A 19,375-nucleotide genomic window follows, 5' to 3' on the forward strand; every position below is an offset into this window, starting at 1 on the left:
GTCAGCACTCCGCTCCTGTTCGTCAGGGGTAGTCAGGGTGCGAGCCGACGCTGGGGACACGTCGGCGGGTGGAAACGGATCATTCTTCCGCTCACGTCGCGATCATCGCGTCGTGGTGGCCGAAACCACCATTTCAGAGGAGTTCCGCATCAGCGATCCCCGCACCAACGAGCGCATTCGCGTGCCGGAGGTCCGACTCGTCGGCCCCGCAGGCGAGCAGATCGGCGTTGTCGCCATCCAGGTTGCGCTCCGCCTGGCTCAGGAGGCCGACCTCGATCTCGTTGAGGTCGCCCCCAACTCGAAGCCTCCCGTGGTCAAGATCATGGACTACGGGAAGTTCAAGTACGAGGCCGCCCAGAAGGCCAAGGAAGCTCGTCGCAATCAGGCCAACACGGTCCTCAAGGAGGTCCGCTTCCGCCTGAAGATCGATCAGCACGACTACGACACCAAGCGCAAGCGCGCTGAGGGCTTCCTCAAGGCGGGTGACAAGGTCAAGGCGATGATCCTGTTCCGCGGTCGCGAGCAGTCGCGTCCGGACCAGGGTGTGCGACTGCTGAAGAAGTTCGCGGAGGACGTCGCCGAGTTCGGTGCTGTCGAGTCCAACCCGACGATCGACGGCCGCAACATGGTGATGGTGATCGCTCCGCACCGCAACAAGTCCGACGCCAAGGCCGAGCAGAACGCTCAGCGTGCGGCGACGAAGCAGGCCGCGCGTGACGCGCGTGCCGAGCGCAGCGGCGCTTCGGCGTCCGAGACTGCGGAATAACCCCACAGATCCCCGCCCCCAGGGCGAAAACCGCGCCCCACGAGGCGGAAAAGTAAGGAAGAGAAGATGCCGAAGCAGAAGACCCACTCGGGCAGCAAGAAGCGCTTCAAGGTCACCGGCAGCGGCAAGATCATGAAGCAGCAGGCGGGCATGCGCCACAACCTCGAGGTCAAGTCGAGCGGTCGCAAGGCACGTCTGAACCAGGACCAGGTTCTCGCCCCGGCCGACGCCAAGGTCGTCAAGAAGCTCCTCGGTCGCTGAACGCGTCCGGAATAAGTTAGGAATCCAGACATGGCACGTGTCAAGCGGGCGGTAAACGCCCACAAGAAGCGTCGCGTTATTCTTGAGCGCGCATCCGGTTACCGTGGACAGCGTTCGCGCCTGTACCGCAAGGCGAAGGAGCAGGTCACCCACTCGCTCGTCTACGCGTACCGCGACCGCCGTAAGCGCAAGGGCGACTTCCGTCGTCTGTGGATCCAGCGCATCAACGCCGCTGCTCGCCAGAACGGCATGACGTACAACCGCTTCATCCAGGGCCTCGGCCTCGCGGGTGTGCAGGTCGACCGTCGCATGCTGGCCGAGCTGGCCGTGAACGAGCCGGCGACCTTCGCCTCGCTCGTCGCGACCGCCAAGGCTGCGCTGCCCAGCGACGTCAACGCTCCCCGCACGGCTGCGTAAGCATCCGTCTCGGACATGAGGCGCCTTCCTTCGGGAGGGCGCCTCATTCGTTTCCCTCGCGGACACATAGACTGAGGGGGTGCTCGAGAACCCCCGCTCGCCCCGTGTGAGGGCCGTCGCGAAGCTCACCAAGCGCAGCGCGCGCACGGACACCGGCACGTACCTGCTGGAGGGTCCGCAGTCGGTCCGTGAGGTGCTCGCGTACCGACCCGACGCCGTGATCGACCTCTACGTCACGCCGGCCGCGTGGGAGAAGCACGCTGATCTGCGCGCCGCCGCGGACGAGGCCGGTGTGCGTGCGACGTTCGCGAGCGAGGCGGTCCTCGCGGCGATGGCGGACACCGTCACCCCGCAGGGACTCATCGCCGTCGCCCGACAGACGCCCGCGTCCCTCGATGCGGTGTTCGCTGACTCGCCGCGGCTGCTCGCCGTATGCGAGCAGGTCCGGGACCCCGGCAACCTCGGCACGATCATCCGCGCCGCAGACGCTGCCGGGGCAGATGCGGTGATCCTGACCGGGCGCACCGTGGACCCCTACAACCCGAAGGTCGTCCGCTCCACGACCGGTTCGCTTTTTCACGTTCCGGTCGTCGTCGGCGTCGAGCTGGATGAGGTCATCGAACACGCGCACGCCGCCGGCGTTCAGGTCGTGGCCGCGGACGTGAAGGGTGAGGACCTCCTCGCCGCTCGCGCCGACGGCGTGCTGGCTCGGCCCACAGCCTGGCTGTTCGGCAATGAGGCCCGCGGTCTCGAGGACGACGCTCTCGCCGCCGCCGACACGGCTCTGCGCTTGCCGATCTACGGTCGGGCGGAGTCGCTCAACCTCGCCACCGCCGCCAGCGTGTGCCTGTACGAGAGCGCCTTCGCACAGCGCTCCTGACGTCGGTCACGCCACCGCCACGCCCTCCACCTCGATGAGCTGACCGGGCACCGCGAGCCGGGACACCTCGAGCATGGTCGAGGTCGGCGTCGCTCCGGCCGCCGCGAGTCGACCGGCGATCACGCCGTAGTGCGGCATGAGGCCGTCGATGTCCGTCGCGTACACGGCGAGACGGACGAGGTGCGCGAGGGTCATCCCGGCCTCAGCCAGCACCGCCTCCAGATTGTCCATCGCCAACGCGGCCTGCGCCGCGACGTCGTCCGGGTGCTGGGGGACACCGGACGTGTCCATCGCCGTCTGCCCCGAGACGTACAGGGTGCGTGTGGCGTCGGCCACCAGCTCGCCCTGCGTGAATCCCAATGCCAGCGACCAGGTCGTGGGGTTGACCGTCCGTCGTTCCATGATGTTCACCCTCCGTCTCGGCGTCCGGTGCTCTGCCCCGGAACCACGCCTTGAGATCACGCTTCCGGATAATCACGACACCCTCTGTCGGGTATTCCGAAGAGAATGAACCATGCGTGCCGATCGCCTGGTCTCCCTGGTGCTCCTGCTGCGGCAGCGGGGGCGGATGACGGCGAGCGCCCTCGCGGCGGAACTCGAGGTCTCCACCCGGACGGTGCTCCGCGACATCGAAGCTCTCTCCACCGCCGGCGTGCCGGTCTACGTCGACCGCGGCCGACACGGCGGCTTCTCCCTGCTTCCCGGATTCCGGACGGAACTGACGGGTCTGAGTCCGGACGAGGCCGTCGCGCTGATCACCGCCGGTCGAGCGCACACCGACGGACACTTCGGGATGAGCGCGTCGCTGGCGGCGGCGATGCTCAAAGTGCGCGACGCGTTGCCGGACGCCCACCGTCAGGGCATCGAGGACGCGTCGGCGCGCTTCCTTGTCGAGCCCGCCACGGATCTGCTTTCACGCCCGCGAGCGGCGGAGGAGATCCCACCGGCGGTGCTTACCGCCGTGCGGCGTGCCGTCGTCGAGGGACTGCGCCTGCGGATCGAGTACGCCGCGCCGGAGAGTCCGCCGACCTCGCGCACGGTCGATCCGCTCGGTCTGGTCACGGTGCGAGGGCGGGCGTACCTGCTCGCGACGGTGGTGGGGGCGGACCGCACGTATCGGCTGTCGCGCGTTCGCGCGGCGGAGGTCCTCCCGGACGCGGCGGTCCGACCCGCGGATGTGGACCTCGCCGCGGACTGGGAGCGCCGCAGCGCACGCTTCCTCGCCGATGCGCGCCTCGACGTGGACATCCTCGTCGCGTCCGCGCACCGTGACGAACTGCTCGCCCATGTGCGCGCCGTGCGGGAGTCCGCGCTCGAGCACGACGGGCGGACGCGGATGACGGTGAGCTTCGAAGACGAGCGCCACGCGGTGTGGGCGCTGTGGGGGATGGGGCCCGCCGTCGAGGTGCTGGCACCGGAAGAGGTGCGTCGCGCTCTGCACGATCGTGCGGCGGTGATCGCTGCCCGCTACGCGGGGGAGTCCCCGGCGTGAGAGTGTCCTCATGTTACGGCTCGGTAACCACTGCGCGGAAATTCCGTCGCTTTCCCAGCAAGTTCTTAGGGTTGGGGCATGGCAGAGTCAGGACAACCCCTCGTCGTCGTCGCGGACGTGGAAAAGCACTACGGCGACTTCCACGCTCTCAAGGATGTGAACCTCACCGTCAACAAGGGTGAGGTGGTCGTGGTCATCGGACCGTCCGGCTCCGGAAAGTCCACGCTGTGCCGCACGATCAACCGCCTGGAGACGATCACCTCCGGCACCATCGCGATCGACGGTGAGCCGCTGCCCGCGGAGGGCAAGGCGCTCGCCAATCTGCGCGCCGAGGTCGGCATGGTCTTCCAGTCGTTCAACCTCTTCGCGCACAAGACGATCCTCGAGAACGTCACGCTCGGCCCGATCAAGGTCAAGAAGATGTCCAAGGCGGACGCCGAGCGCGAGGCGCACACACTGCTCAAGCGGGTGGGCGTCGACCAGCAGGCGAACAAGCTGCCCGCGCAGCTCTCGGGTGGCCAGCAGCAGCGCGTCGCGATCGCCCGCGCGCTGGCCATGAACCCGAAGGTCATGCTCTTCGATGAGCCGACCTCGGCCCTGGACCCGGAGATGATCAACGAGGTCCTGGACGTCATGGTCGAACTCGCCGAGAGCGGCATGACGATGATCGTCGTCACCCACGAGATGGGCTTCGCCCGGAAGGCCGCCAACCGCGTGGTCTTCATGGCCGACGGTCGCATCCTGGAGGAGGCCACGCCCGAGGAGTTCTTCACGAACCCGCAGACGGATCGGGCCAAGGACTTCCTCTCCAAGCTTCTGACGCACTGAGCCTCGGCTCGGAGCACATCCACTTTCACCAAGGAGGAAAACACATGCGCAAGTCCCGCATCTTCGCCGGCCTCGGTCTGGCCGCAGCGGCCGCACTCGCCCTCACCGGCTGCAACAGCGGCAGCCCGACGGCGGGTGGCACCGGCGGTGCCACGGACGGCGGTGACGCCGGCAACGGCGGATCGTCGACCCCCTGGACCGTCGCCACCGACGTCAAGCTCGACGGATCGCCGACATTCGACGCGATGACCAAGCGTGACAAGGTCATCATCGGTGTCAAGGAGGACCAGCCCGGTCTCGGCTACCTCGACGCCGCCACCGGTGACCGCACCGGTTTCGACGTCGACATCGCCCGCTGGATGGCGGCTTCGCTCGGCTTCGACGAGGACAAGATCGAGTTCAAGGCGATCGCCTCGGCCAACCGTGAGCAGGCCATCGTGAACGGGGACATCGACTACTACGTCGGCACCTACTCGATCACCGACAAGCGCAAGCAGCAGATCTCCTTCGCCGGTCCGTACTTCATCACCGGTCAGGGCCTGCTGGTCCGCGCGGGCGAGACGGACATCAAGAGCGAGAAGGACCTCAAGGGCAAGACGGTCTGCTCCGCGACGGGTTCCACGCCGCTGCAGAACATCGAGCAGAACTTCCCGGACACCAAGACCCAGGCGTTCGACCTCTACTCGGCCTGCGTCGAGGCCCTGATCAACAAGCAGGTCGACGCGGTCACCACCGACCAGGCCATCCTGCTCGGTTACGCCGCACAGGACCCGGACGAGCTCAAGGTCGTCGGTGAGCCCTTCACGGAGGAGCGCTACGGCATCGGTGTCGCCAAGGACGACACCGCGCTGAAGGACTTCTTCAACAAGACGCTGACCGACGGTCACGACGTGTGGCAGAAGATCTTCGACAACAACCTCGGCGCGTCCGGCCTGAAGGTCGAACAGCCCGCTGTCGACAAGTGACACTCGGATGATCCGGGGAGCGCAAGCTCCCCGGATCATCTCTCTGGAGAGGAGGATCGATGGACGCCTTGATCGGCAACCTCGATCTGTGGTCTGAGGGACTGAGCAACACGCTCATCCTGTTCTTCGCGGGCGGGGTGATCGCACTCGTTCTCGGCCTGCTCGTCGGCGCCATGCGCGTGTCACCGATTCCCGTCGCCCGCGCCGTCGGGACCGCGTACGTCAACATCATCCGCAACACCCCGCTGACGCTGGTGTTCTTCTTCTTCGTCTTCGGCTACCCGAAGCTCGGGTTGCCGGACCTTCCGCCACTGGTCCTCGCCATCGCCGCCATCAGCATCTACACCGCGACGTACGTCGCCGAGGTGCTGCGCGCGGGCATCAGCACGGTGCCCGTCGGACAGGCCGAGGCGGCCCGTGCGATCGGTCTCCCGTTCGGACAGGTGATGAGCCAGGTCGTCCTGCCGCAGGCGTTCCGCTCTGTCATGCCGCCGATGATGAGCGTGTTCATCGCCCTGCTGAAGAACACGACGGTCGCCGCGGGCTTCAGCATCGCCGAGCTCGCCACCGTCCGCGCCACGGTCGCCGACAACGATCGGCCCGGCACGATGCTCGAGATCCTGCTCTGGGTCGCGGCCATCTTCGTGGTGCTGGTGCTGCTCCTGGCCTGGGTGCAGCGAATCATGGAGCGGAAGTGGAGGATCGTGCGATGAGCGGTGCATCCGTCCTGTATGACGTCCCCGGACCCCGCGCCATCGCGCGCAACCGGATCCTCGGCGTCGTCACGGTCCTCGTGGTCCTGGCCGCCGTCGGCTTCATCGTCTGGCGCTTCATCGAGACCGGGCAGTTCTCGGCGGCGAAGTGGAACATCTTCACGTACACCAACGTGTGGCTCACAATCGGCAAGGCGACCTGGGCCACGGTCAGTGCGTTCCTCGTGGCCGCCGTCGGCAGCCTCATCCTCGGCTTCGTGCTGGCGGTCGGGCGATTGTCCGACCACGCGTGGGTGCGAGGCATCTTCACCGGCATCGTTGAGCTCCTGCGCGCCATCCCGGTGCTGGTCCTGATGATGCTGTTCTTCTACGGACTGCCGTCCGTGCTGCCCGATTTGAAGATGACGCCGTTCGTCGCGGTCGTGCTGGCACTGATCCTGTACAACGGGTCCGTCCTCGCCGAGGCGCTGCGCGCCGGTATCGAGGCGCTGCCACGCGGGCAGAAGGAGGCCGGTTACGCGATCGGTCTGCGCAAGACGGGCGTCATGACGCTCATCCTGCTGCCGCAGGCGGTGCGCAACATGATGCCGGTCATCATCGCGCAGCTCGTCGTCACCCTGAAGGACACCGCGCTCGGCTTCATCATCACCTACCCCGAGCTGCTGTACACGGCCAAGCAGCTGAGCTCGCAGCCCGGTCGTCCCCTGCTGCAGGCGGGCATCGTGGTCGCCATCATCTACATCGCGATGTGCCTGATCCTCTCCGGCATCGCGAAGTTCGTGGAGATGCGGATGACCAAGCGGCAGAAGGCGCTGAAGGCGGACGCCGCCGGCGGCGGCGGAAACCCGGCGCTGCTCCACGACGGCACCGAGACCTCGGTGATCGGGCTGCAGAACATGGCTCTGTACGACAAGAACCAGGGAGCCAACCCCCTGTGATCGAACACACAGCACGACGACGGGCCCGGAGGAACTCCTCCGGGCCCGTCGTCGGTCCCGCCGCCGTGCCAGGGTGGGGGAGGAGCGCCGGTAGACTCGTCTACTGTGTCTGACTCACCCCTGATCACCCCCGAAGCGGTCGATGCCGCGGTCGCCGAGGCGCTGGACGCCGTCGCCGCGGCCGCCGACACCGCCGCGCTCAAGGCGGCTCGCGCCGCCCACCAGGCCGAAGGCTCGCCGCTGGCGAAACTGAACGCCTCGCTGCGCCAGGTCGCGCCCGAGCAGAAGGCCGGGTTCGGCAAGCTCGTCGGCCAGGCCCGCGGCCGCGTCTCGCAGGCGTTCGTCGCGCGCGAGGCCGAGCTCGCCGCCGCCGAGACGGCCGCGAAGCTCGAGTCCGAGCGGGTGGACATCACCGCGCTGGGTTCGCGCCGCCGCGTCGGTGCGCGCAACCCGCTCACGCTCGTCCAGGACGAGGTCGCAGACCTCTTCGTCGGCATGGGCTGGGAGATCGCGGAGGGTCCCGAGCTCGAGCACGAGTGGTTCAACTTCGACGCGCTGAACTTCGACGTCGACCACCCGGCGCGTCAGATGCAGGACACGTTCTTCGTCGACCCCGTCGATCGTCACCTGGTGATGCGCACGCACACCAGCCCGGTCCAGATGCGCTCGATGCTCACCCGCGAGGTGCCGATCTACATCCTCTGCCCGGGCCGCGTGTACCGCACCGACGAGTTCGACTCCACGCATCTGCCGGTGTTCACGCAGTACGAGGGACTCGTCGTGGACAAGGGCATCACGATGGCGAATCTCAAGGGGACGCTCGACCACGTCGCGCGCGAGCTCTTCGGCGCGGACGCGAAGACGCGCTTCCGCACCAACTACTTCCCGTTCACCGAGCCCAGCGCCGAGCTGGACCTGTGGCACCCGACCTTCCCGGGTGGCGCCCGCTGGATCGAGGTCGGTGGCTGCGGCATGGTGAACCCCAACGTCCTGCGCGCCGGCGGCATCGACCCGGAGGTCTACTCCGGGTTCGCCTTCGGCATGGGCATCGAGCGCACGCTCATGCTCCGCAGCGGCGTGGAAGACATGCGCGACATGGCCGAGGGCGATGTCCGCTTCAGCGAGCAGTTCGGAATGGTGGTCTGATGCGCGTCCCACTCTCATGGCTGCGGGAGCTCGTCGAGGTTCCCACCGACGCGACCAGCGAGGACATCCTCGCCACACTCGTCCAGGTCGGGTTCGAGGAGGAGGACATCCACCGCGCCGACCTGCGGGGCCCCATCGTCGTCGGTCAGGTGCTGTCGTTCGAGGAGGAGCCGCAGAAGAACGGCAAGACCATCCGCTGGTGCCAGGTCCAGGTCGCCCCGGAGGGGCAGACGGCGGCGGACGGCGGCGAGGCCGTGCACGGCATCGTCTGCGGTGCCGGCAACTTCTTCCCCGGCGACAAGGTCGTCGTGACGCTGCCGGGTGCCGTGCTGCCCGGTCCGTTCCCGATCGCCGCGCGCAAGACGTACGGCCACGTGTCCGACGGCATGATCGCCTCCGCACGTGAGCTGGGCCTCGGCGATGAGCACAACGGCATCCTGCGACTGACCGAGATCGGTCTGGACGATGCGCCCGTGGGTGCCGACGCGATCGCGCTCCTGGGTCTCGACGACGAGGCGTTCGAGATCAACGTCACGCCGGACCGCGGGTACGCGCTGTCCCTCCGCGGTGTCGCGCGCGAATACGCCCTGGCGACGGGCCAGGACTATCGCGACCCGGCCGACCGCAGCGCCGACGAGATCGGCGAGGGCGAAGGCTTCTCCATCGTCGTCGACGACGAGCGTCCGATCCGCGGCAACAGCGGCGTGAACGAGTTCGTGGTGCGTGTCGTGCGGGGTGTCGACCCCTCCGCCCCGACGCCGTCGTGGATGAGCTCACGGCTGAACCTCGCCGGCATCCGTTCGCTCGGTGTGCTGATCGACATCACCAACTACGTCATGCTCGAGCTCGGCAACCCGATCCACGGCTACGACCTGGACAAGCTCACCGGCGGCATCACCGTCCGCCGTGCCGCGCAGGGGGAGAAGCTCACCACCCTCGATGGCACCGAGCGCACGCTCAGCGACGAGGACCTGCTCATCACCGACGAGTCCGGCGCCATCGGCCTGGCGGGCGTCATGGGCGGCGGCACCACCGAGATGAGCGAGACCACCACGAACGTCCTGATCGAGGCGGCCAACTTCGACACCGTCTCGATCGCGCGCACCGCCCGCCGGCACAAGCTGCCGAGCGAGGCGTCCAAGCGTTTCGAGCGCGGTGTGGACCCGGCGATCGCGTTCGTCGCGGCCCGCCGTGTCGCCGACCTCATGGTCGAGCACGCGGGTGGCACGCTGGACACCCTCGGTGGCCACCTCGGCGCCGACATCGTGCAGGTCGGCATCGATCTGCCGCGCGGCTTCATCGGCGCGCTGATCGGTGTGGACTACACCGAGGACGAGGTCACGTCCGCTCTTACAGCCATCGGCTGCGAGCTCGAGTCCGGTGAGGACGCCGACGTGCTCGTCGTCCTGCCGCCGACCTGGCGCCCGGACCTCACCGACAAGTGGACCCTCGCCGAAGAGGTCGCGCGCGTGTACGGACTCGACCGCATTCCGTCGGTGCTGCCGACGCCGCCGTCGGGCCGCGGCTTCACGGCCGCGCAGCAGGGCCGTCGTCGCGTGTCGAACACGCTCGCGGCCGCGGGCTTCGTCGAGACGCCCTCGTTCCCGTTCGTGAACGAGGCGGCGAATGACCTGCACGGCTCCGCGTCCGGGGAGCACCTGCCGAGCATTCGGCTCGCGAACGCGCTGGACGGCCAGGCGCCGTTCCTGCGCCGTTCGCTGATCCCGGGTCTGCTGGCCGTCGCGCACCGCAACACCGCACGCGGCCTCACGGACCTCGCGCTGTTCGAGACCGGGGCGGTGTTCCTCCCCGAGCCCGGCGTCACCTACGGCACCGACGAGGTTCCCCCGCTCGGCGCGCACCCGGGCCAGGACGTGATCGATGCGCTGAACGCGTCCATCCCTCCGCAGCCGCGCCACGTCGCCGTGCTCCTGGCGGGCAACCGCGTTCTCAAGCAGCCGGGTCAGGCCGCCGAGGCTTACGACCTCGTCGACGCGCTGGACGCGGTCCGCGCGATCGGTGTCGCCGCCGGCGTCACGATCGACGTGGCCCAGGGCGAGCGCGCTGCGCTGCACCCCGGACGCACGGGTGTGCTGAGCGCTGCCGGCGTTGAGGTCGGGTACGTTGGCGAGCTGCTGCCGCAGGTGTCCGCGGACGCCGATCTGCCCGGCCGGGTCACGGTCGCCGAGCTGGATCTGGATCTGCTCCTGTCCACGGCGGCTGACCGTCCGGTCGCGGCTTCGCTCGCGACGTTCCCGGCCGCCACCCAGGACGTGTCGCTCGTCGTGGGTACCGACGTCGCCGCGGGCGCGGTGCAGGCGACGCTGCGCGCCGGCGCGGGGGAGCTCCTGGAGTCCGCCCGCCTCGTCGACGTGTACCGCGGTGCCGGGCTGGAGGACGGGACGAAGAGCCTCACGTTCGCCCTGCGCTTCCGCGCGGCCGATCGCACGCTCACCGCCGCTGAGGCCACGGAGGCCAAGCTCGCCGGGGTCGCCGCGGCCGAACGCGACCTCGGCGCGAAAATCCGCGACTGAACCACGTTGCGACGGGCCCGAGGCGACTCGGGCCCGTCGTCTTCTGTCACTGCGGAGGCAGGTCTCCCGTGCGGATGACAGCTCCGGTCGCGACATCCGCGTTCCGCCGGCGGGGGATATGGTCCCACCGTCGGAGACCGACGGCACCGCGAGATGTGGGACTTCTCACCGCCGTTATCGAACTGTCGCCGAAGGCCTCCGAGGCTGTTCGTGAGAGTGGACCGGGAGCATGCCACGCTGACGGCATGAGATACGAAGACGTCGTTGATGACGTGCGACGTTTCGTGCACGCCGCATCGCCGGATGTGCGGCGCTGGTTCGCTGCCGGACGGGTCGCAGAGCTGGTCGATCTCGTGGATCGCGGTCGCGTGCTGGCAGAGGAGCTCACCCCGCCCGCGCGCGCAGCGTTCGAGGCGGTGGCGGGTCGAGCCGCCCCCCCCCCCGCCGCAGAGCCCCCTGCCGCCCCCCCCCCAGGGGGTGCCGGGGCCCCGGCCGACGGCGGCCAGGGACCCGGGGCGCTCCGCGCCCCCGGCGCGCGGGGGGGGGAGGCGGGGCGGGCGGCAGAGCGGGTCGATCTCGTGGACCGCGGTCGCGTGCGGGCAGAGGACCCCCCCCCCCCGGCGCGCGCGGCGTTCGAGGCGGTGGCGGCTCGAGCCGCCACCGCCACGGCCGAAGAGCTCCATGCCGCCCTCGCCGCAGTGGATGCCGGGACCCTGTCCGACGGCGACATGGATCCGGGGCTGCTCCGCGCCCTGGACGCGCTGGAGGCGTATGCGGTGGTTCGGTCGGGGGACACGGAGGACGGCGCCCGGAGGCTCGCCTGGCTCGCGCTGGAGGCCGTCGATGACCAGCACCCGGCGGCGTTGGAGGACTTCCTCGGCGGTCCGGAGATGGCCGCTTCCTTCGCCGCCATCCGCACGGAGCTCGCACCCTTCGGCTGAGGAGGGTGACCTCCCGTCGAGATGTTGATAGTTAGAACTCATACTGTTAGAGTTCTAACTATGGATATCGCGGAACAGATCACGACGGCCGTCCGGGCCGTCTCGTTCGCGCAGCGCGACCTGATGATGGAGGCGATCGGCGAGACCGATCTCACTCCGCAGCAGGCGATGAGTCTCGGCTACATCGAGGCCAATCACGAGCGCGGCGTGATCGCCAAGGATCTCGCCGCGGTGTCCCACACCACGCCGGCGTCGGTGGCGAGCCTCCTGCAGGGGCTGGAGGACCGCGGGCTGATCACCCGCGCGCCCTCACCCACCGACTCACGCGTGAAGCTGATCACCCCGACCGCAGCGGGCTTCCGCGTGGTCGCGGGTTTCGACGAGAAGATGGCCGCTGCTCAGAAGCGGCTCTACTCGTCTCTGAGCGAGACGGAGCAGAGCGAGTTGCTCGGGCTCCTGAATCGGCTGGTGCCGGAGAAGTATCGCGACTTCGACCGGACCGCCACCCCCGACAGACGCCCGCTCTGACGCGCGTCTGATCCATCCCTCACGAAAGCCGTTCTCGGAACGGAGGATCACCCATGTCTTCAAACAACCGCACCGTCCTCGCGTCCGCCCCCATCTGGCGTGCGCTCATCCATCTCTGCATCCCGATGATCGCCGGGATGTCCGTCGGTGTCATCTACAACATCATCAACGCCGGGTTCATCGGCGCGCTCCACTCGACCCCGCTGCTGGCGGCGCTCACCTTCTCGCTGCCCGTGTTCGGACTGATCATGGCCGTCGGCGGTGTGTTCGGCGTCGGCGGTGGGACCTACATCTCGCGCCTGCTCGGCAGCGAGGAGGTCGCGGCCGACCCGACCGCGACGGCCGGACGTGCGCGCCAGGTCTCCTCGTTCACGTTCTGGGGATCCCTGTTCACCGGCGTCATCGTCGGGATCCTCGGGCTCGTGTTCGCCACGCCGATCGCCGGCCTGCTGGGAGCGGCCGGACCAAGCCTCGCCCCGACCGCGCTGTACGTCGGCGCGATGTTCGCGTTCACGCCGATCCTCGTCCTCGCCTTCGCGCTCGAGCAGCTCGTCCGCGCCGAGGGAGCGGCGGTGGCGTCGATGACAGGCCTGATCGCCTCGACCATCGCGAACCTCCTCCTGGACGTGCTGTTCATCCTCGTGCTCGGTTGGGGTGTCCTCGGCGCCGGTCTCGCACTCGGGCTGTCCAACCTCGTGATGGTCGGCTACTACGTGTGGTGGCTGATGCGTCGCAGCGAGGTCGTCTCGCTGTCGCTCCGCGACCTGCGGGTGGACGGTGACATCCTGCGTACCGTCTTCGGCGTCGGCGCGTCCGAACTGCTGATGAGCGGCTTCCTGATCGTCACGTCCCTGGTCATGAACTGGATCGCCGCGTCCTACAGCGATGCTCTGCTGGCCTCGATGGGCGTGGCGCTGCGGGTCGCTCAGCTGCCCGAGATGATCTGCATGGGCATCTACATCGGTGCGATCCCGCTGTTCGCCTACGCCTTCGGGTCCGGCAACACGGCACGACTGCGGCGCGCGATCTCGTCCAGCGCGATCGCGATCCTCGCCGTCACCGTCGTGTTCTCCACCCTGGTGTTCGTCTTCCGCGAGCCGATGCTCGCCTTGTTCAGTGCTGACCCGGCCGTCCTCGCCGACGGCGGACTGGTGCTCACCGCGATGCTCGTGTCGACGATCTTCAACGGGATCGCAGGGCTCCTCATCGCGGTGTTCCAGGCCACCGGACGCGCGCCGCAGGCGATGATCATGTCGGTCGCCCAGGGCGTCGTGTTCATCCCCGTCGTGCTCGCCGCGAACCTGTGGCTCGGGATGGAGGGCGTGATCTGGTCCATGACCATCGCCGAGGCGGCGACGTTCCTGCTCGGACTCATCCTGTTCCGGACGAGCCGCCGGACGATCCTCGCCCAGCGCCCCGACGCGTCCGAACCGGTGGTCGAACCGGCTGTGTGATCGCCGCGCGCCGCCTCGATCGATTTGGTCGCGGCGGCGCGTCCGGAGTAACCTCGCTCCATGCCGCAGGCGCACTCCTCGTTCACGCTCTCTCCGAGCGTCATCGTGCGTCGACGTCAGCCGGCACGCCGAATCTAGGCGGCCCCGCGTTCGTCGTGCCTGCATGCGGCGGAAGGTCGGTGTCGCCGTTCCCGGCCCTGTTCCGCTGACCATAAGGTAGAAAACATGACGTATTCGGTCGCCGTTTCCGGCGCATCCGGTTACGCGGGTGGCGAGATTCTGCGCCTGCTCGCGAACCACCCCGACGTCGAGATCCGCACCGTCACGGCGCACTCGAACGCCGGACAGCCTCTTGTCGCTCATCAGCCGCACCTCCGCTCGCTCTCCCACCTGCAGCTGCAGGACACCACGCCGGAGGTCCTCGCCGGCCACGACATCGTGTTCCTCGCCCTGCCGCACGGCCAGTCCGGGCAGTACACCGATCAGCTGGCCGACGTACCGCTGGTGATCGACGCCGGGGCGGACCACCGCCTGGCCGATCGCGAGGCGTGGGACGCCTTCTACGGCGGCGCGTTCCACGAGCCGTGGGCGTACGGCGTCCCGGAGCTGCTCATCGACGGCGGGGCGCGCAAGCAGCGCGAGAACCTGGTCGGAGCAACCCGGATCGCCGCACCGGGATGCAACGCGTCCACGGTCGAGCTGAGCCTCGCGCCCGGCATCGCCGCCGGCGTGATCGAGTCGGACGACATCGTCACGGTGCTCGCCGTCGGACCGAGCGGCGCCGGCAAGAGCCTCAAGCCGCACCTGCTCGGCAGCGAGATCCTCGGCAGTGCGAACCCGTACGCGGTCGGCGGCACGCATCGGCACATCCCGGAGATCCGTCAGGGGCTGCGCTGGGCCGGTGCCACGGGCGAGGTCCGCATCAGCTTCACCCCGGTGATCGTCCCGATGGCACGGGGCATCCTCGCGACCACCACCGCGAAGATCGCTGACGGCGTCACCGACGCGCAGCTGCGCGCGGCGTGGGCGGACGCGTACGCGGGCGAGACCTTCGTGCAGCTCCTGCCCGAGGGTCAGGTGCCGCGCACGGCGGACGTCCTCGGCGCCAACACCGCCCTCCTCGGGCTCGTGATCGACCGCAATGCCGGCCGCGTCACCGTGGTCACCGCGGTGGACAACCTCGCCAAGGGCACCGCCGGTGCCGCCATCCAATCCATGAACATCGCGCTCTGCCTCCCCGAGGACCGGGCCCTCACCGTGAACGGAGTCGCACCGTGAGCGTCACGGCCGCACAGGGATTCGAGGCCGCCGGAGTCGCGGTCGGACTGAAGTCGACCGGCAAGCCGGACGTCGCCGTGGTCGTCAACCGCGGTCCGCAGAAGGTCGGCGCGGCGGTGTTCACGTCCAACCGCGCTCTCGCCAACCCGGTGCTGTGGTCGAAGGAGGCCATCAAGGACGGCGTCGTCGAGGCGATCGTGCTGAACTCCGGCGGAGCCAACTGCTTCACCGGCGCGTTCGGTTTCCAGACCTCGCACCAGACCGCGGAGAAGACGGCCGAGCTGCTCGGCGTCAGTTCGGGGGACGTGATCGTGTGCTCGACCGGACTGATCGGCACGGGTGACCAGGTCTTCCGCGACAAGGTGCTCACCGGCGTCGAGCAGGGTGTGGCCGCGCTGTCCGCGGACGGCGGCGAGGATGCGTCGCTCGCGATCATGACGACCGATTCGCGTCCGAAGCGGTCGGTCCTCACGCGTCACGGCTGGACGATCGGCGCCATGGCCAAGGGTGCGGGCATGCTCGCGCCGGGGCTGGCGACCATGCTCGTCGTGATCACGACGGACGCGGTGCTCACCGCCGCCGAGGCCGACACCGCGCTGCGCCGCGCCACGTCACTGACGTTCGATCGCCTCGACTCCGACGGCTGCATGTCCACGAACGACCAGGTCACCCTGATGTCATCCGGCGCGTCCGAGATCGCCCCGGGCCTGGACGAGTTCGCGATGGCCCTCACCGAGGTGTGCCTGGATCTCGCCGAGCAGCTGCAGAGCGACGCCGAGGGTGCCAGCCACGACATCACCATCACGGTCGAGCACGCCATGAACGAGGCGGACGCCGTCGAGGTGGGTCGCTCGGTCGCACGGAACAACCTGTTCAAGGCCGCGATCTTCGGCAATGACCCGAACTGGGGTCGCGTGCTCGCCGCGATCGGCACCACGCAGGCGGAGTTCAACCCGTACCGCGTGGATGTGTGGATGAACGGCGTCCGCGTCTGCACCGACGGTGGCCCGGACGCTCCGCGCGAGGATGTGGACCTCACTCCGCGCGCCACGCAGCTGGTCATCGACCTCAAGGTGGGGGACGCCACCGCGACGATCCTCACGAACGACCTCACCCACGACTACGTCCACGAGAACAGTGCCTACGCCTCATGAGTGACGCCGACAATCTCCAGCACACCGATCCGGTCACCGCATCGGACCGCGCCGCGATGCTCATCGAGTCGCTGCCCTGGCTGCAGCGCTACCGTGACGCCATCATCGTGGTCAAGTACGGCGGCAACGCCATGGTCTCGGAGGACCTGCAGGACGCGTTCGCCGAGGACATGGCGTACCTCCGCTACGTCGGTCTGCGTCCGGTCGTCGTGCACGGCGGCGGTCCGCAGATCTCCGACATGCTGGACCGCCTCGCGATCCCCAGCGAGTTCCGCGGTGGGTACCGCGTCACCTCCACCGAGGCGATCAGCGTGGTCCGCATGGTGCTGACCGGTCAGATCAACCCGCAGCTCGTGGCGAAGATCAACTCGCACGGACCCATCGCGACCGGCCTGTCCGGTGAGGACGCGGGGCTGTTCGGCGGTCGCCAGCGCGGTGTGCTCATCGACGGTGTCGAGGAGTCCCTCGGTCGCGTCGGCGACGTCGTGAAGGTCGACCCGACTCCGGTCCTGGATCACCTCGCCGCCGGACGCATCCCGGTGGTGTCCTCGATCGCACCGGACCTGGATCACCCCGGCCAGTCGCTGAACGTCAACGCCGACGCCGCCGCGTCCGCCCTCGCGATCGCACTGGGCGCGAAGAAGCTCGTCGTGCTGACCGACGTCCCGGGCCTGTACTCGGACTGGCCGAACCGCGACTCGCTGGTCTCGCACCTGAACGCCGCGGAGCTCACGGAGCTCATGCCGAAGCTGGAGAGCGGCATGATCCCCAAGATGCGCGCGTGCCTGGACGCCGTCGAAGGCGGCGTGGAGAGCGCCGCGATCATCGATGGCCGCGTGCGCCACTCGGTCCTCGTCGAACTTTTCACCAGCAAGGGAATCGGAACGGAAGTGGTGGCGAAATGACCGCCTGGCAGGATGACGCGGCTCGCGACCTGATGAGCCTCGGCGGGCGGCTCGCGCTGCTCGAGCGCGGGAACGGTTCCGCGGTGTGGGACACCGACGGCAACCGCTACCTGGACTTCCTCGGCGGCATCGCGGTGAACTCGCTCGGTCACGCGCACCCGGCGTTCGTCGCCGCGGTCTCGCAGCAGGCCGCCGTGCTCACGCACGTGTCGAACTACTTCGCCACCCCGCAGCAGCTCACCTTCGCGGCGACGCTGAAGCGCCTCGCCGGCACGGGGGAGTCCGGACGCGTGTTCTTCGCGAACTCCGGAACCGAGGCCAACGAGACGGCCGTCAAGCTCGCTCGCCTGCACGGCGGCAAGACCGGCAAGCGCACGATCATCAGCCTGAACCACGCGTTCCACGGCCGGTCCGTCGGTGCGCTGTCGCTGACCCCGAAGCCGATCTACCAGGATCCGTTCCGACCGCTGCTGCCGGACGTGATCCACATCGACAACACGATCGAGGCCCTGGAAGCCGCCATCGACGACACCGTGGCGGCGATCTTCATCGAGCCGATCCAGGGTGAGGCGGGCGTGGTCGAGCACCCGGAGGGATTCCTCCGCCGCGCTCGTGAGCTCACCACCGAGCACAACGCGCTGCTGATCGTCGACGAGGTGCAGACCGGCATGGGACGCACGGGCGAGTGGTTCGCCTTCCAGCACGAGGGCATCGTCCCGGACGCCGTGACACTCGCCAAGGGCATCGCCGCCGGCTTCCCGCTCGGCGCGATGATCACGTTCGGAGCGGCCAGCGACCTGTTCTACCCGGGCACGCACAACTCCACGTTCGGCGGCAACCCGCTCGGCACCGCCGTCGGTCAGGCGGTCGTGGACACGATCGAGTCCGATGCTCTCCTGGCGAACGTCACCGCGCGCGGTGCGCAGCTGCGCGCCGCGGTCGAGGCGCTCCCGGGCGTCACCGGCACGTCCGGCAAGGGTCTGCTGATCGGCATCCACCTGGCCGAGCCGGTGGCCGCGCAGCTGCGCGAGGCCGCGCAGCGCCACGGGCTGATCATCAACGCTCCGACGGACGACGTCATCCGCATCGCCCCGGCCTACACGATCGGCGACGCCGAGGTCGAAGAATTCACCCGACAGTTCGCGGCGGCCCTCGCCGACGTGAGCACCCCCACTGCCGAGGAGGCACGCGCATGACCCGTCACTTCCTGCGTGACGACGACATCACCCCCGCCGAGCAGGCCGAGATCCTCGATCTCGCCGTGCATTTGAAGGCCGACCGCTGGTCGGAGAAGCCCCTCGCCGGGCCGCAGACGGTCGCCGTCATCTTCGACAAGTCCTCGACCCGCACGCGCGTCTCGTTCGCCGTCGGCATCGCGGACCTCGGTGGCTCGCCGCTGATCATCTCGACCGCGTCGAGCCAGCTCGGCGGCAAGGAGACTCCGGCGGACACCGCCCGCGTCCTGGAGCGCCAGGTCGCCGCGATCGTGTGGCGCACGTACGCGCAGTCCGGTCTCGAGGAGATGGCCGAGGGCACGCGCGTCCCGGTCGTCAACGCCCTCTCCGACGAGTTCCACCCGTGTCAGCTGTTGGCGGACCTGCTCACGATCCGTGAGCACAAGGGTGAGCTGGCCGGACGCACGCTCGCGTTCTTCGGCGACGGCCGGTCCAACATGGGCCAGTCCTACGCCCTGGCGTGCGCGATGGCCGGCATGCACGTGCGCATCGCCTCGCCGGCAGACTACGCGCCGCGCGCGGACGTCATCGCCGACGCGCAGGCGATCGCCGACACCACCGGCGGCTCGGTCTCGGTCACGACCGACATCCACGAGGCCGCGGCCGGTGCCGACGTCGTCGTCACCGACACGTGGGTCTCGATGGGCAAGGAGGAGGAGAAGCAGGCGCGCCTGGACTCCTTCGGCTCCTACAAGGTCACGACCGAGCTCATGGCCGAGGCCGCGTCGGACGCGATCTTCATCCACTGCCTTCCCGCCGACCGCGGCTACGAGGTGGACGCAGCCGTCATCGACGGCCCGCAGTCCGTCATCTGGGACGAGGCGGAGAACCGCCTCCACGCGCAGAAGGCCCTCCTGGTCTGGCTCCTGGCCCGCGCCGCGGCCTAACCCAGCCGACGAAACACCATCAAGCGCTCGAGACCCCATGCACCGCATGAGGG

Annotated in this window: 20 protein-coding genes; 19 read left to right on the top strand and 1 reads right to left on the bottom strand. The window is 68.8% G+C overall.

Features of this window, described 5'->3' with window-relative positions; genetic code table 11:
* Positions 1-115 precede the first annotated feature (115 nt).
* The 4 genes from infC to BN1193_RS01755 all read left to right on the top strand — a co-directional run bounded on the left by infC (position 116) and on the right by BN1193_RS01755 (position 2,324).
* Positions 116-766, top strand: a complete 651-nt coding sequence (gene infC, locus BN1193_RS01740; RefSeq protein ID WP_094770219.1) for a translation initiation factor IF-3 — start codon at positions 116-118, stop codon at positions 764-766.
* A 66-nt stretch (positions 767-832) separates the two neighbouring features.
* Positions 833-1,027, top strand: a complete 195-nt coding sequence (gene rpmI / locus BN1193_RS01745; RefSeq protein WP_040163556.1) for a 50S ribosomal protein L35 — start codon at positions 833-835, stop codon at positions 1,025-1,027.
* A gap of 30 nt (positions 1,028-1,057) precedes the next feature.
* Positions 1,058-1,444, top strand: a complete 387-nt coding sequence (rplT, locus tag BN1193_RS01750) for a 50S ribosomal protein L20 (protein ID WP_040163557.1) — start codon at positions 1,058-1,060, stop codon at positions 1,442-1,444.
* A gap of 79 nt (positions 1,445-1,523) precedes the next feature.
* Positions 1,524-2,324 carry a TrmH family RNA methyltransferase gene (locus tag BN1193_RS01755; protein WP_040163559.1) on the top strand — a complete coding sequence of 267 codons (801 nt, stop codon included), beginning with the start codon at positions 1,524-1,526 and terminating at the stop codon, positions 2,322-2,324.
* Between the two features lie 6 nt (positions 2,325-2,330).
* Here the strand turns inward: BN1193_RS01755 and BN1193_RS01760 are convergent, their stop codons facing one another.
* On the bottom strand, positions 2,331-2,726 hold the full coding sequence (locus BN1193_RS01760) for a RidA family protein (RefSeq protein ID WP_040163653.1): 396 nt from the start codon (positions 2,724-2,726) through the stop codon (positions 2,331-2,333).
* Positions 2,727-2,838: 112 nt separating this feature from the next.
* On the opposite strand from BN1193_RS01760, the gene BN1193_RS01765 reads away from it, so the two are divergent.
* The 15 genes from BN1193_RS01765 (at position 2,839) to argF (ending at position 19,322) form a co-directional block, all read left to right on the top strand.
* Positions 2,839-3,816 (top strand): helix-turn-helix transcriptional regulator, encoded by a 978-nt coding sequence (locus BN1193_RS01765; protein WP_040163560.1) that lies wholly within the window; start codon positions 2,839-2,841, stop codon positions 3,814-3,816.
* Between the two features lie 78 nt (positions 3,817-3,894).
* Positions 3,895-4,644, top strand: coding sequence for an amino acid ABC transporter ATP-binding protein (locus BN1193_RS01770; protein WP_040163562.1), 750 nt, complete (start codon positions 3,895-3,897; stop codon positions 4,642-4,644).
* Between the two features lie 44 nt (positions 4,645-4,688).
* Positions 4,689-5,609, top strand: coding sequence for a glutamate ABC transporter substrate-binding protein (locus BN1193_RS01775; protein WP_040163565.1), 921 nt, complete (start codon positions 4,689-4,691; stop codon positions 5,607-5,609).
* Positions 5,610-5,668: 59 nt separating this feature from the next.
* Positions 5,669-6,322 (top strand): amino acid ABC transporter permease, encoded by a 654-nt coding sequence (locus BN1193_RS01780; RefSeq protein WP_040163566.1) that lies wholly within the window; start codon positions 5,669-5,671, stop codon positions 6,320-6,322.
* Complete coding sequence (locus BN1193_RS01785; protein ID WP_040163654.1) at positions 6,319-7,260, top strand: amino acid ABC transporter permease; 942 nt, start codon at positions 6,319-6,321, stop codon at positions 7,258-7,260. The genes BN1193_RS01780 and BN1193_RS01785 overlap by 4 nt, the downstream gene beginning before the upstream one ends.
* Positions 7,261-7,365: 105 nt before the next feature.
* Positions 7,366-8,406 carry a phenylalanine--tRNA ligase subunit alpha gene (gene pheS, locus BN1193_RS01790; protein ID WP_040163567.1) on the top strand — a complete coding sequence of 347 codons (1,041 nt, stop codon included), beginning with the start codon at positions 7,366-7,368 and terminating at the stop codon, positions 8,404-8,406.
* Positions 8,406-10,940, top strand: coding sequence for a phenylalanine--tRNA ligase subunit beta (gene pheT, locus BN1193_RS01795; RefSeq protein ID WP_040163568.1), 2,535 nt, complete (start codon positions 8,406-8,408; stop codon positions 10,938-10,940). The genes pheS and pheT overlap by 1 nt, the downstream gene beginning before the upstream one ends.
* A 641-nt stretch (positions 10,941-11,581) precedes the next feature.
* Positions 11,582-11,881, top strand: a complete 300-nt coding sequence (locus BN1193_RS17785) for a hypothetical protein (protein WP_141396599.1) — start codon at positions 11,582-11,584, stop codon at positions 11,879-11,881.
* A gap of 60 nt (positions 11,882-11,941) precedes the next feature.
* Positions 11,942-12,409, top strand: coding sequence for a MarR family winged helix-turn-helix transcriptional regulator (locus BN1193_RS01805; protein ID WP_052460328.1), 468 nt, complete (start codon positions 11,942-11,944; stop codon positions 12,407-12,409).
* A gap of 53 nt (positions 12,410-12,462) precedes the next feature.
* Positions 12,463-13,863 carry an MATE family efflux transporter gene (locus BN1193_RS01810; protein WP_052460329.1) on the top strand — a complete coding sequence of 467 codons (1,401 nt, stop codon included), beginning with the start codon at positions 12,463-12,465 and terminating at the stop codon, positions 13,861-13,863.
* Between the two features lie 225 nt (positions 13,864-14,088).
* On the top strand, positions 14,089-15,141 hold the full coding sequence (argC, locus tag BN1193_RS01815) for an N-acetyl-gamma-glutamyl-phosphate reductase (protein ID WP_040163569.1): 1,053 nt from the start codon (positions 14,089-14,091) through the stop codon (positions 15,139-15,141).
* A complete protein-coding gene (gene argJ / locus BN1193_RS01820) occupies positions 15,138-16,295 on the top strand; it encodes a bifunctional glutamate N-acetyltransferase/amino-acid acetyltransferase ArgJ (RefSeq protein ID WP_040163570.1) in 1,158 nt (385 codons plus the stop codon). The genes argC and argJ overlap by 4 nt, the downstream gene beginning before the upstream one ends.
* The gene (argB, locus tag BN1193_RS01825; protein ID WP_040163573.1) at positions 16,292-17,200 is read left to right on the top strand and encodes an acetylglutamate kinase; all 909 of its coding nucleotides are present in this window, start codon (positions 16,292-16,294) and stop codon (positions 17,198-17,200) included. Before argJ ends, argB begins: the two co-directional genes overlap by 4 nt.
* A complete protein-coding gene (locus BN1193_RS01830) occupies positions 17,197-18,396 on the top strand; it encodes an acetylornithine transaminase (RefSeq protein WP_040163575.1) in 1,200 nt (399 codons plus the stop codon). Before argB ends, BN1193_RS01830 begins: the two co-directional genes overlap by 4 nt.
* A complete protein-coding gene (gene argF / locus BN1193_RS01835) occupies positions 18,393-19,322 on the top strand; it encodes an ornithine carbamoyltransferase (protein WP_040163577.1) in 930 nt (309 codons plus the stop codon). Before BN1193_RS01830 ends, argF begins: the two co-directional genes overlap by 4 nt.
* Positions 19,323-19,375 lie beyond the last annotated feature (53 nt).

Origin of the sequence: Microbacterium gorillae (assembly GCF_000826185.2) — a bacterium.
In the GTDB taxonomy this organism is placed as follows: domain Bacteria; phylum Actinomycetota; class Actinomycetes; order Actinomycetales; family Microbacteriaceae; genus Microbacterium; species Microbacterium gorillae.

What these genes read in the sequence shown, in the direction of transcription:
- BN1193_RS01785 (WP_040163654.1), top strand. Translation starts at nt 6,319, where the DNA reads ATGAGCGGTGCATCCGTCCTGTATGACGTCCCCGGACCCCGCGCCATC.
- BN1193_RS01810 (WP_052460329.1), top strand. Translation starts at nt 12,463, where the DNA reads ATGTCTTCAAACAACCGCACCGTCCTCGCGTCCGCCCCCATCTGGCGT.
- BN1193_RS01780 (WP_040163566.1), top strand. Translation starts at nt 5,669, where the DNA reads ATGGACGCCTTGATCGGCAACCTCGATCTGTGGTCTGAGGGACTGAGC.
- BN1193_RS01760 (WP_040163653.1), bottom strand. Translation starts at nt 2,726, where the DNA reads ATGGAACGACGGACGGTCAACCCCACGACCTGGTCGCTGGCATTGGGA.
- BN1193_RS01805 (WP_052460328.1), top strand. Translation starts at nt 11,942, where the DNA reads ATGGATATCGCGGAACAGATCACGACGGCCGTCCGGGCCGTCTCGTTC.
- rpmI (WP_040163556.1), top strand. Translation starts at nt 833, where the DNA reads ATGCCGAAGCAGAAGACCCACTCGGGCAGCAAGAAGCGCTTCAAGGTC.
- argB (WP_040163573.1), top strand. Translation starts at nt 16,292, where the DNA reads ATGAGTGACGCCGACAATCTCCAGCACACCGATCCGGTCACCGCATCG.
- pheT (WP_040163568.1), top strand. Translation starts at nt 8,406, where the DNA reads ATGCGCGTCCCACTCTCATGGCTGCGGGAGCTCGTCGAGGTTCCCACC.
- argF (WP_040163577.1), top strand. Translation starts at nt 18,393, where the DNA reads ATGACCCGTCACTTCCTGCGTGACGACGACATCACCCCCGCCGAGCAG.
- BN1193_RS01775 (WP_040163565.1), top strand. Translation starts at nt 4,689, where the DNA reads ATGCGCAAGTCCCGCATCTTCGCCGGCCTCGGTCTGGCCGCAGCGGCC.
- BN1193_RS01765 (WP_040163560.1), top strand. Translation starts at nt 2,839, where the DNA reads ATGCGTGCCGATCGCCTGGTCTCCCTGGTGCTCCTGCTGCGGCAGCGG.
- argC (WP_040163569.1), top strand. Translation starts at nt 14,089, where the DNA reads ATGACGTATTCGGTCGCCGTTTCCGGCGCATCCGGTTACGCGGGTGGC.
- BN1193_RS01830 (WP_040163575.1), top strand. Translation starts at nt 17,197, where the DNA reads ATGACCGCCTGGCAGGATGACGCGGCTCGCGACCTGATGAGCCTCGGC.
- rplT (WP_040163557.1), top strand. Translation starts at nt 1,058, where the DNA reads ATGGCACGTGTCAAGCGGGCGGTAAACGCCCACAAGAAGCGTCGCGTT.
- BN1193_RS01770 (WP_040163562.1), top strand. Translation starts at nt 3,895, where the DNA reads ATGGCAGAGTCAGGACAACCCCTCGTCGTCGTCGCGGACGTGGAAAAG.